Raw genomic sequence first — 9,980 nt, forward strand, 5'->3', positions numbered from 1 at the left:
CATCCACGCCGCTTTCGGTGCCGGCGAACCCGACCGCGACGGCTATCTCGCCTGCATCCGGGGACGCGCGGGACTTGCCAGCCTCTCGGCCGAACGGGTGCGCATGGAGATGCTCAAGCTGCTGGTCGCGGGCGGTGCCTCTGCGGCCGTGTTGGCGATGGCCGAGGGTGGCTTGCTGCAAGCGCTGACCGGCGGCGTCGTCTACACCGGACCGCTGTCGGCGATGATCGCGATCGAGCGCGAGCTCGGCCTCGCCGCCAGCAGCACGCGGCGCCTCGCCGCGCTGTCGGTCGCTGTGACCGAGGATGCCAAGCGCCTCGCCGCGCGCTTGAGACTCTCCAATGCCGAGATCAAGGCGCTGGATTCGATGGGACACCGCTGGTGGCGTCTCGCCACCAAGGACGAGGCCAATGCACGGCGGCTGCTCTACCGGCTCGGTGCGGAGCCCTATCACGATCGCGTGTTGCTGGGCTGGGCGCGCGCCGGCGGCGACGTCACTTCGACGCGATGGCGAGCGCTTGCCGAGCTGCCGCAGCGCTGGACTGCACCGAAATTTCCGCTGAAGGCCGCCGACTTCATCGCGCGCGGTCTCGCCGAAGGACCCGCGCTCGGACATGTGCTGACGCTCGCCGAGGACGCTTGGCTCGCGGCGGATTTTCCACTAGAGCAAGCCGCGCTCGCTGCCATCGCCGATCAAGCTGCGGCTCGCATCAGCCGCGATGAGAGAAATTGACCATCGTCTCAGGCTTCGCCGACATCTCGATTTTCCAGCTCCTGCTGGTCGCAATGATGGCGTTGTTCGCTTCGATCATCGGTGGTCTCGCCGGCTACGGCACCGGCGCCCTCATGCCTTTGGTGCTGGTGCCGCTGGTCGGCGCCGAACCGGTCGTGCCGATCATCGCGATCTCCGCGATGCTCACCAATTCCAGCCGTGCACTCGCTTACATCCGTTATGCCGATCGCCGCCGCGCGCTGATCGTGCTCGCCTGCGCGGCGCTGACGACGGCGCTCGGTGCTTACGGCTACACGCGTCTCACCAATGCGGGCGCCGCACTCGTGATCGGCGCCATGTTGATCCTGAGCGTGCCGCTGCGCCGCGTGCTCCGCCGCCGACAGGTGAGGATCGGCGATGGCGGCCTTGCCGCCGGCTCGGTCGGTTACGGCGTGCTGGTCGGCGGCACCTCAGGCTCCGGCGTGATCCTGCTCTCGCTCCTGATGGCGGCAGGCCTCGAAGGCGCCGCCGTGATCGCGACCGACGCGATGATCTCGCTCGGCACTGGCCTCATCAAGATCTCCGTGTTCGGTCTCGCCGGCGCGGTGACCGCGCAGGTGCTCGCCTTCGCGCTGCTGATCGGCGCCGTCGCCGTCCCCGGCGCCTTCCTGGCAAAGGCCTTCGTCGAACGGATGCCGGTGCACATCCACGCCGCGATCCTCGACGCCGCGGTGATCACCGGCGGGCTGGTGATGATCTCGGCGGCGGCGAGGCAGGTGATGGCGTAGTTCCGCCACGTCCGGGCTGCGGAACGAGCCGCGAACTCAGGCGCCACGGCAGGTCAGGTCTTCGGATAAGCAAAATATTGCGGGGAACCAATCTAACACCCCTGGGTTAGCATCCTGGCAGGAGGAGCATCATGGATCACGAAGCCCAGGCAAAGCGGTATCGCGATCAGGCGGAAGAGTTTCGAGCCAAGTCCGAACTGATGGCCGACGAAACCGCTCGGGGTCAGTATCAGAAGATCGCCGATTCCTATGATGATCTGGCGAACAACGAAGAGAGTCTTGTTCAAGCCAGAAACAGCTGAGCCGCGTCGCGTTTGACGATGGCACAAGACCGACGCTCTTGTTGAGCTCTGTTTCGTGAGGCAGTCTGACTCCACCCCCGGCCTTAAATTCCTCCCGTTCTGCGCTATTGCCGCGTTCGCGGCGGCAGCAATTCCTTGGGAATGTCGGAGAGGCGGGCCCTGACGCGCGGTGAGGCAAAGTCGAGAAAAGCGCGCAATTTGGCTGGCATGAAGCGGTTGGGCGAATAGACGAAGCTGACGGGTTGCGGCGGCGGCTGAAAGTCCTGCAGAAGCGGCACCAGCTCGCCAGATTTCACGGAATCGGCGACCAGATACGAGAATGCGACGGTGATCCCTATGCCCGCGCGCGCGGCATCGGCGGCGGATTCGAGACTGCTCGCGACGAAGCGTGAGCGTACCGGCACCGCATATTCGGTCCCCTCGCGCCTGAACCGCCACGTCGTCGGCGACTGCATCGGCGGATAGCTCACACAGTCGTGCACGGAGAGATCGTCGGGCGCCTTCGGCGTCCCGCGCGCTTTCAGATAGGCCGGGCTGGCACAGGCCACGCGATGGATTACCCCGACGCGCACGGCGATCAGGCTGCTGTCGGCGAGATCGCCGACGCGAAGCGCGACGTCGATATGCTCGTCCAGGAGATTGATTGTGCGATCCTGCAGGTTGAGCTGAACATCCACTTCGGGGAATGCCGCCAGGAATTCCGCCAGGATCGGCTGCAGGCAGAGGCGGCCGAGCGCGACCAAGGTCGTGACGCTCAAATCTCCGCGGGGCGTCGTGTACTCGCCGGACGCGACGCGTTCGGCCTCGCTGACATCGGCAAGGATCCGCTTGGCCGCAGCGATGTAGGAGCGCCCTGCATCGGTCGGGACCAGCACGCGGCTCGACCGGTTAAACAGCTTGGTGCGCAGATGCGCCTCCAGCTCGGAGACTTTCCGGCTCACCGTGGCCAGCGGCATTTTGTGACGCCGGGCCGCCGCCGACAGGCTTCCGGCCTCCGCGACGGCCAGCACGATCGACATGCCCTCGAGACGATCCATTCGTCACTTCCATTTTTTGGAAGGATGCATCTCGATTTTGCCAGATACCCACCGATTTCGGAAGGGCCTATTCCTCTCCGCGACGCCACGACGTCAGCCAACCAACGGAGACGGACATGACCCAGACCCAAGGCACGGCCCTCATCACGGGCGCATCGACCGGCATCGGCGCCATCTATGCCGATCGCCTCGCCAAGCGCGGCTACGATCTCATTCTTGTCGCGCGCAACCGACAGCGCCTCGCATCGCTGGCGCGCCGACTCGCCAACGAGACCGGACGCCAGGTGGAGACGGTCGAGGCCGACCTCACGTCGACCGCCGACCTGCAGCGCGTCGAGCAGATCCTGAAAGACAATGCCGGCATCTCGATGCTGGTGAACAACGCCGGTGTCGGCTCCGCCGCTCCGCTCGTGGCGTCCGACGTCGAGAAGATGTCGGACATGATCCACCTCAACGTCGGCGCGTTGACGCGGCTGACCTACGCAGCGGCCCCCCGATTTGTCACGCGCGGCCACGGCACCATCATCAACATCGCGTCCATCGTCGCGATCGCGCCGGAGGTGCTGAACGGCGTCTATGGCGGCACCAAAGCCTTCGTGCTCGCCTTCAGCCAGTCGCTCGTTCACGAGCTCGCCGGCAAGGGCGTTCGTGTGCAGGCGGTGCTGCCGGGTGCCACTGCGACCGAGTTCTGGGACGTCGCCGGCACCCCGGTTCACCAATTGCCGGCAGCCATCGTGATGTCGGCCGATGACATGGTCGATGCGGCGCTCGCCGGCCTCGACCTCGGTGAGACCGTGACGATCCCCTCGCTGGCGGACAAGTCGGAGTGGGACCGCCACGAGACGGCGCGTCTTGCCATGACGGACAAGCTGTCCAGCGCCATTCCTGCCCCTCGCTACAATCTGCACACGCCGGTCAACGCGTAAGCCCCCCACACAAAGAATGGAGATAACGATGTCACGCATCATCACTGAGCTGCCGATCTCGCCCATCACGCTGGGCTTCACCATCCGCTGGCGCGACCAGGCCGAACGCCTGATCGTCTACGCCGAGCCGGTCAGCCGCATCGGCCTCTATGTGTCGCTTGCGATCATCTACGCCTGGTTCGGCGGCATGAAGTTCACCGACTACGAAGCCCAGGGGCTGGTGCCGCTGGTGGAGAACAGCCCGTTGCTGAGCTGGTTCTATGCCGTGTTCTCGGTGCGCGGCTTCTCCACCTTCCTCGGCTTCGTCGAACTGAGCATCGGCCTTTTGATCGCCCTGCGGCTGGCGAGCCCGTTGTTCTCAGTGGCCGGCGGTCTGCTCTCGGCCGGACTGTTCGTCACCACCGTCAGCTTCATGGTCTCGACACCGGGCGTCGTGGTGCCGGAGCTCGGCGTGCCGGCGATCACCGTGGCGCCGGGACAATTCCTCCTGAAAGACGTCGGCCTGTTCGCCGCCTCGTTATGGATCTTCGTCGACTCGCTGAAGTCGGTCATTCGCAAATGAGCACCCGGATCGAAATCCGGACATTCAACAACGCATCAAGGAGCACGACAATGAGCAAGCGTCTCGACTACAACCAGATCGCACCGGCAGGCTTGAAAGCGCTGGGCGGCGTCTATGGCTACGTCACGCAGAGCAAGCTGCCGGCAACGCTGGTCGAACTGGTCTATTTGCGCATCTCGCAGATCAACAATTGCGCCTACTGCCTCGACACGCATACGCGCGACCTGCTCAAGAAGGGCGTCGGCATCGAGAAGCTCGCGCTGCTTCAGGCATGGCGTGAGGCTGGCGCTCTCTTCGATGAGCGCGAACGCGCTGCCCTTGCATGGACCGAGACGGTCACGCGCGTTGCGGAGACCAACGTGCCCGAGGAGGCCTACCAGGCCGCGCGCGCCGTCTTCGACGAGCGCGAGCTCGTGGACCTCACCATCGCGATCAGCCTGATGAACGCCTACAACCGCATGGCCATCAGTTTCCGCGCGACACCTCCGGCGATTGCCGCGTGATGACCCAGTTCTTGCAACGAAAGGCACCTGCCATGAAATCGCATCCGAGAATCGCGGCCGCGGCGCTGATCGCCGCGGCCCTCTGGGCTCCGCTCGGCGCCCAGGCCGCCGAACCCTCGCTTGGAGACATCAAGCGCACTCATCTCATGAGGGAGAATCTGAGCATCCCCGGACGTGAGGTCATCCAGGTGCGCGTGGACTTTGCTCCCGGCGTGGACGCTGCCAGGCACAGCCATCCCGGTGAAGAGCTCGTCTATCTCATCGAAGGCGAGCTCGAATATCGGCTCGACGGCAGAGCGCCGGTGGTGCTCAAGGCCGGCGACGTGCTGCTCATTCCGCATGGGACCAACCACGCGGTGAGGAACGTCGGCACCGGCAACGCGGCGGAGCTCGCGACTTACATCGTCGAGAAGGGCAAGCCGCTGCTCACGCTCGGGCAGTGATGCGTCACATGCGGCCCAGGAGCTTGCGAGCTCAGTTCACCAGCCGGACACTGCCGATATCGGTGATGTCGTAGCCGCCCAGTTCTTTGGCCCTTTCGTTGAACGAAGCTGAACGAAAGAAGCCGAACAGCCGCTGCGGCTGCGGCAGGAAATAATCGTGCTGCCTCAGGGCAAGATCGAAGCGCTCCCACGTCAGCGGCACGAAATCGAGCCCCGCCGTGCGCGCAACGGATCGGGTCGCAATTCCGCAATCGGCTTTTCCCGCGCGCACGGCGTGGCCGATTTCATCTCCGGTTGCGCAAACGGGCTGCTGCAGCGCGAGCTCACCGATGGCAACGCCCTCGCGTGCGAGCAAGGTCATCATGAGAAGCTGCGCGCCGGCGCCGCGCGGGCGCTGCGCCAGGCGCGCTCTGGACTTTGCGACGGAGGCAAGATCGCCAAGCTTCAGCGGATTGCCCGGTGCGACGACCAAGCCTTGCTCGCGCCGGGCAAAAGCGATGACGACCGCGTCGCTCAGGTCTTGGGTATCGGCGACCCGGGCAATATTGGTTTGCTCGCCGTCCTCATCGAGGGCGTGAAGATGGATTGCGGCCATCATGATCTCGCCGCCAGTCAGCCGCCGCATACCTTCTCCGCTGCCTTCCGGAAGGCTTGCCAATCCGCAGCCACTTTCCCGAAGCGCCCATTCCAGCAGCGGGTCATGACTGCCGCCGACGATCGGCGGCGCCGGCTCCCGCGATATCGCCGTAGGAGACATCCCGGCGGTCAGCCATCGGTTGAGCGCGGCGCGCGGGAACAGCCATTTGCCTGTCACTTTGGTGCATGGCACGGCGTTCTTCGCCACCAGCTCGTAGAGCTTGCGCTCCGAAAGGCGGAGGAATTCAGCGGCCTCCTCAGTCGTGAGTAGCTCACGCATCCGGAATACACCTGCAGATTCATGAAACTATTCCGAATTTGACCATATCGGGACAATCGGCGCAATATTGCATATGCCCGAGAATGCGTCCGCCCTCGACCTTGTGCTTGCCGGAGATCCGGCGCTGTTCGCGATCGTGCGGCTCTCGCTGGCGGTCAGCCTGTCCGCCGTTGCACTTGCAGCCATCCTCGGCGTGCCCTTTGGGGCACTTCTCGCGCTCACCCGGTTCCCCGGCCGGCAGGCCACCATTGTCCTCCTCAACGCGCTGATGGGGCTGCCGCCCGTGGTGGTCGGGCTCGGCGTTTTTCTCGCGCTCTCGCGTTCGGGGCCGCTGGGGTCATGGGGGCTGTTGTTCACCCCCGCCGCGATGGTCGTCGCGCAAACGATATTGGTCGCCCCGATCATTGCCGCGCTGACGCGGCAAACGATCGAGGATCTCTGGAGCGAATACCGGGACGAGTTGACGGCCATGAACGTCGGTCCGGTGGGCCGGGTGGCGACGCTGGTTTGGGACGCGCGCTTCAGCCTCATCACCGCGTTGCTCGCCGGGTTCGGCCGGGCTGCGGCGGAGGTCGGCGCCATCATGATCGTCGGCGGCAACATCGACGGGTTCACCCGCACGATGACGACCGCCATCGCGCTGGAGACCTCGAAAGGCGATCTGCCTCTCGCTGTCGGCCTCGGCATCGTGCTGATCACGATCGTGCTCGCCGTCAACATTCTCGCGTGGACGGCACGGCGCGCGAGCGAGCGATGGGCGGGATAGGCATGCGTGCGCCGTCCACCGAGCTTCCGATTCGATTCGAGAAGGTGACCTTCTCGGTTGGTCCATTGACCATCCTGGACGGCATCGACCTGAATCTGACCGCGGGCGCGCCGACCGTCCTCGTCGGCCCGAACGGCGCCGGAAAGACGACGCTGCTGCGCGCGGCCATGGGGTTGGTGTCGCCGACACGCGGGCGCATCACCTGGGGTGGCCGGATCGATGTTGCACCGTTGCGGCGTGCCATCGTGTTCCAGCGCCCGGTCATGCTCAGGCGGAGTGCGAGCGGCAATATCCGTTACGCCTTGCGCGTTGCGGGCCTGCCGCGCGCAGAATGGAAGCGACGCGCCAGCGAGGTTCTCGGGCTCGTCGGGCTCGACCACGTTGCCGACCGTCCTGCCCGCCGGTTGTCCGGTGGTGAACAGCAGCGGCTCGCGCTGGCGCGCGCGCTCGTCCGTGATCCCGCCGTCCTATTCCTCGACGAGCCCACTGCGAGCCTCGATCCGGCTGCGACCAAAGCCGTCGAGGATGTGATCCGCGCCGTCAGCGAACGCGGGATCAAAGTGGTCATGTCGACCCATGATATCGGCGAAGCCCGCCGGCTGGCTGGTGACATCGTCATGCTTCATCGCGGCCGCGTTATCGAAACGGCCGCTGCGTCGTCTTTCTTCACCGCGCCTGAAACGGCCGAGGCGAGGAAGTTCGTCGCCGGAGAACTAGTCATCTGATCGAGACGGAGAAATGGAAATGCTGAGCCGCCGCCACCTCATTGCGATCGCCGCCTGTGTTGTGCTGGGCGGTCCCGCCTTTGCACAGGAGAAGTCGATCGTCGTCGCCTCGACGACATCGACCCAGGACTCCGGCCTGTTCGGCCACATCCTGCCGCTCTTCAAGGACAAGACCGGGATAGCCGTGAGGGTGGTCGCTCAGGGAACGGGACAGGCGCTCGATACCGGCCGCCGCGGTGATGCCGATGTCGTATTCGTCCATGCCAAGCCGGCCGAGGAAAAGTTCGTGGCCGAAGGGGCCGGCGTGAAGCGCTACCCGGTGATGTACAACGATTTCGTCCTGATCGGACCCGAGAGCGACCCGGCGGGCGTCAAAGGCACGAAAGATATCGTGGCGGCCCTGAAGGCGATCAAGGAGAAGGGCGTCGCATTCATCTCGAGAGGCGACAGATCGGGTACGCATCAAGCGGAGCTCAATCTCTGGAATGCTGCCGGCATCGACATCGCGAAGGACAAGAGCGCCTGGTACAAGGAGATCGGGCAGGGAATGGGCGCTGCGCTCAACGCCGCCTCGGCGTCCAATGCCTATGTGCTCGCCGACCGCGGCACGTGGCTTTCATTCAAGAACCGTGGCCCGCTTGCGATCGTCGTTGAAGGGGACAAGCGGTTGTTCAACCAATACGGCGTCATCCTTGTGAACCCGCAGAAGCACCCGAACGTGAAGCAGGAGCTTGGCCAGCAGTTCATTGATTGGCTTGTTTCGCCGGAAGGACAGAAAGCCATCACCGACTACAAGATCAACGGCGAGCAACTCTTCTATGCTAACGCAAGCGATCCGGGCGCGTGATGCGCGCAACGGTCTCAGTCGCGATCCTGGCCGTGATTGCCATGGCGGCGGAAGCCCGCGCCGAGACCGTTCGACTGTATGCGGCGGGCAGTCTTCGCGCCGCGCTGACCGACATGGCGAAGGCGTTCGAGGCGGAGAGCGGCACCGGGGTCGAGACCAAGTATGGCCCCTCAGGTCTCTTGAAGGATGAGATTGCCGCAGGCGCCAAGGCCGACGTGTTCGGTTCGGCCAACATGGTGCATCCACAGGCGCTGAGTGCCGCGAAGAGGAGCGGACCCGTGATGTTGTTCGCGCGCAATCGGCTGTGCGCATTGGTCAGGCCCGGGCTGAAGGTCGATAGCGCAAGCGTGCTCGATCGGATGCTCGACCCGGCGATCAAGCTCGGCACCTCGACGCCGAACGCCGACCCGGCGGGGGACTATGCGCTTCAGGTGTTCGTCAAGGCCGAGCAAAGCAGGGCCGGGGCGCAAGCCGTACTGGAAAACAAGGCGCTGCAGCTTACGGGCAATGCAAGCAGCGCGGCCCCGCCGGCCGGTCGAAACGCTTATGGCTGGCATGTCGCGGAGGGACGCGCGGACATCTTCCTTGCGTATTGCACCGCTGCCCGCGAGGCGCAAAAGCAAAGCCCGGATCAGCAGATCGTGGAACTGCCCGAAAATTTGGCCGTCGGTTCCGATTATGGTCTGACGGTGGTCGCGGGTGCGTCCTCTGCGGCCGAGCGCTTCGCGCAATTCATCCTATCGCCGACCGGGCAGAACATTCTAACGCGCCACGGCTTCGCGCCCGGGCAAAGGTGAAGGTCGATATCGATTGGACTATCTCGTAAGGCGGATCGCAAGAATGGACAACCAGCGTCGAGCCCGAAGCAGATCGAGGAAGCGCCTTCCGCTCGCTTCTGCTCTTGCATTCTATGTTTGGACGGGCACCGCTCTGGCCGAAGATGGCTGTGGCAAATTCGCCTGGCCGGTCATGCAAGAGCGCGAAGCGATGACCGCGCAGAGCCAGCCGGCCCTTGCGTCCGGAGCGTCCATCGAACCTCGCGCGGGCGAAGCTTTCAGGCTGCTCCTGCGTCCGTCCGCGGATGCCGACTTCGTGATGCAGCCGGAACGCAAGTCTCGCATAGAGAACGTGCGCGGGGGCATTGTTCGCCTTCCGGCGCCGCCGCACGCGGGTGTGTATCAAGTGAACCTGTCCGATGAGGCCTGGGTCGATGTCGTGCAGAACGGCGGCTATGCGCGGTCGATCGGGAGCACCGGCCGGAGTGATTGCGCGGGATTGAGGAAGTCCATTCGCTTCGACGTTGCGTCAAGTCCAATCGTGCTCCAGATCAGCGGCGCCTCGGTCGAGGTCATTTCGATCGTGGTCGGCCCGGCTCACTGAGCGTTGGTTCTCCTCGGCGGCATCAATGATCGGTTCTGATAGGGCCGGCATTTGAATCGCGCGGGGGGNGGGG

14 protein-coding genes are annotated in these 9,980 nt (G+C 64.7%); 12 read left to right on the forward strand and 2 right to left on the reverse strand.

The annotated features are described in order from the left end of the window. The 3 genes from SE91_RS06450 to SE91_RS36040 all read left to right on the forward strand — a co-directional run. Positions 1–733, forward strand: a 733-nt coding sequence (locus SE91_RS06450) for a tRNA nucleotidyltransferase/poly(A) polymerase-related protein (RefSeq protein ID WP_502687129.1), incomplete at its 5' end; no start/stop codon positions are given. Next, on the forward strand, positions 730–1,500 hold the full coding sequence (locus SE91_RS06455; protein ID WP_061846988.1) for a sulfite exporter TauE/SafE family protein: 771 nt from the start codon (positions 730–732) through the stop codon (positions 1,498–1,500). The genes SE91_RS06450 and SE91_RS06455, both read left to right, overlap by 4 nt. Before the next feature lie 131 nt (positions 1,501–1,631). Then, positions 1,632–1,802, forward strand: a complete 171-nt coding sequence (locus SE91_RS36040) for a hypothetical protein (protein WP_156489493.1) — start codon at positions 1,632–1,634, stop codon at positions 1,800–1,802. 104 nt (positions 1,803–1,906) lie between these two features. Here SE91_RS36040 and SE91_RS06460 read toward each other — a convergent pair whose 3' ends face one another. Then, positions 1,907–2,839: a LysR family transcriptional regulator gene (locus SE91_RS06460; RefSeq protein ID WP_061846989.1), complete on the reverse strand. Its 933-nt coding sequence runs from the start codon at positions 2,837–2,839 to the stop codon at positions 1,907–1,909. Between the two features lie 116 nt (positions 2,840–2,955). Between SE91_RS06460 and SE91_RS06465 the strand changes: the two genes are divergently transcribed. Genes SE91_RS06465 through SE91_RS06480 form a run of 4 tightly spaced genes read left to right on the forward strand, consistent with a single transcriptional unit; the run spans position 2,956 to position 5,273 of the window. Next, positions 2,956–3,765 (forward strand): SDR family NAD(P)-dependent oxidoreductase, encoded by an 810-nt coding sequence (locus SE91_RS06465; protein ID WP_061846990.1) that lies wholly within the window; start codon positions 2,956–2,958, stop codon positions 3,763–3,765. Between the two features lie 28 nt (positions 3,766–3,793). Continuing rightward, a complete protein-coding gene (locus SE91_RS06470) occupies positions 3,794–4,327 on the forward strand; it encodes a YkgB family protein (RefSeq protein ID WP_082813678.1) in 534 nt (177 codons plus the stop codon). Between the two features lie 50 nt (positions 4,328–4,377). Further along, positions 4,378–4,830 (forward strand): carboxymuconolactone decarboxylase family protein, encoded by a 453-nt coding sequence (locus SE91_RS06475; protein ID WP_061846991.1) that lies wholly within the window; start codon positions 4,378–4,380, stop codon positions 4,828–4,830. Between the two features lie 32 nt (positions 4,831–4,862). Continuing rightward, on the forward strand, positions 4,863–5,273 hold the full coding sequence (locus SE91_RS06480) for a cupin domain-containing protein (RefSeq protein WP_061851009.1): 411 nt from the start codon (positions 4,863–4,865) through the stop codon (positions 5,271–5,273). 31 nt (positions 5,274–5,304) lie between these two features. On the opposite strand, the gene SE91_RS06485 is transcribed toward SE91_RS06480, so the two are convergent. Then, positions 5,305–6,189, reverse strand: a complete 885-nt coding sequence (locus SE91_RS06485; RefSeq protein WP_061846992.1) for a substrate-binding domain-containing protein — start codon at positions 6,187–6,189, stop codon at positions 5,305–5,307. 73 nt (positions 6,190–6,262) lie between these two features. On the opposite strand from SE91_RS06485, the gene SE91_RS06490 reads away from it, so the two are divergent. From SE91_RS06490 to SE91_RS06510, 5 genes are read left to right on the forward strand one after another with little or no spacing between them, the layout of a single operon-like run. After that, positions 6,263–6,955, forward strand: coding sequence for an ABC transporter permease (locus SE91_RS06490; RefSeq protein ID WP_061846993.1), 693 nt, complete (start codon positions 6,263–6,265; stop codon positions 6,953–6,955). A gap of 2 nt (positions 6,956–6,957) precedes the next feature. After that, a complete protein-coding gene (locus SE91_RS06495) occupies positions 6,958–7,680 on the forward strand; it encodes an ABC transporter ATP-binding protein (RefSeq protein WP_061851011.1) in 723 nt (240 codons plus the stop codon). A gap of 19 nt (positions 7,681–7,699) precedes the next feature. Further along, entirely contained in the window at positions 7,700–8,527 is an 828-nt protein-coding gene (locus SE91_RS06500; protein ID WP_061851010.1) for an ABC transporter substrate-binding protein, read from the forward strand. After that, positions 8,527–9,324 (forward strand): molybdate ABC transporter substrate-binding protein, encoded by a 798-nt coding sequence (locus SE91_RS06505; RefSeq protein ID WP_061846994.1) that lies wholly within the window; start codon positions 8,527–8,529, stop codon positions 9,322–9,324. The genes SE91_RS06500 and SE91_RS06505 overlap by 1 nt, the downstream gene beginning before the upstream one ends. 43 nt (positions 9,325–9,367) lie before the next feature. After that, a complete protein-coding gene (locus SE91_RS06510; RefSeq protein ID WP_063921289.1) occupies positions 9,368–9,907 on the forward strand; it encodes a hypothetical protein in 540 nt (179 codons plus the stop codon). Positions 9,908–9,980 lie beyond the last annotated feature (73 nt).

Origin of the sequence: Bradyrhizobium sp. DOA1 (assembly GCF_001593325.1) — a bacterium.
Taxonomy (GTDB): Bacteria; Pseudomonadota; Alphaproteobacteria; order Rhizobiales; family Xanthobacteraceae; genus Bradyrhizobium.

Coding starts and splice junctions, on each gene's coding strand:
- SE91_RS36040 (WP_156489493.1), top strand. CDS start 1,632: ATGGATCACGAAGCCCAGGCAAAGCGGTATCGCGATCAGGCGGAAGAG.
- SE91_RS06460 (WP_061846989.1), bottom strand. CDS start 2,839: ATGGATCGTCTCGAGGGCATGTCGATCGTGCTGGCCGTCGCGGAGGCC.
- SE91_RS06465 (WP_061846990.1), top strand. CDS start 2,956: ATGACCCAGACCCAAGGCACGGCCCTCATCACGGGCGCATCGACCGGC.
- SE91_RS06470 (WP_082813678.1), top strand. CDS start 3,794: ATGTCACGCATCATCACTGAGCTGCCGATCTCGCCCATCACGCTGGGC.
- SE91_RS06475 (WP_061846991.1), top strand. CDS start 4,378: ATGAGCAAGCGTCTCGACTACAACCAGATCGCACCGGCAGGCTTGAAA.
- SE91_RS06480 (WP_061851009.1), top strand. CDS start 4,863: ATGAAATCGCATCCGAGAATCGCGGCCGCGGCGCTGATCGCCGCGGCC.
- SE91_RS06485 (WP_061846992.1), bottom strand. CDS start 6,189: ATGCGTGAGCTACTCACGACTGAGGAGGCCGCTGAATTCCTCCGCCTT.
- SE91_RS06490 (WP_061846993.1), top strand. CDS start 6,263: ATGCCCGAGAATGCGTCCGCCCTCGACCTTGTGCTTGCCGGAGATCCG.
- SE91_RS06495 (WP_061851011.1), top strand. CDS start 6,958: ATGCGTGCGCCGTCCACCGAGCTTCCGATTCGATTCGAGAAGGTGACC.
- SE91_RS06500 (WP_061851010.1), top strand. CDS start 7,700: ATGCTGAGCCGCCGCCACCTCATTGCGATCGCCGCCTGTGTTGTGCTG.
- SE91_RS06505 (WP_061846994.1), top strand. CDS start 8,527: ATGCGCGCAACGGTCTCAGTCGCGATCCTGGCCGTGATTGCCATGGCG.
- SE91_RS06510 (WP_063921289.1), top strand. CDS start 9,368: ATGGACAACCAGCGTCGAGCCCGAAGCAGATCGAGGAAGCGCCTTCCG.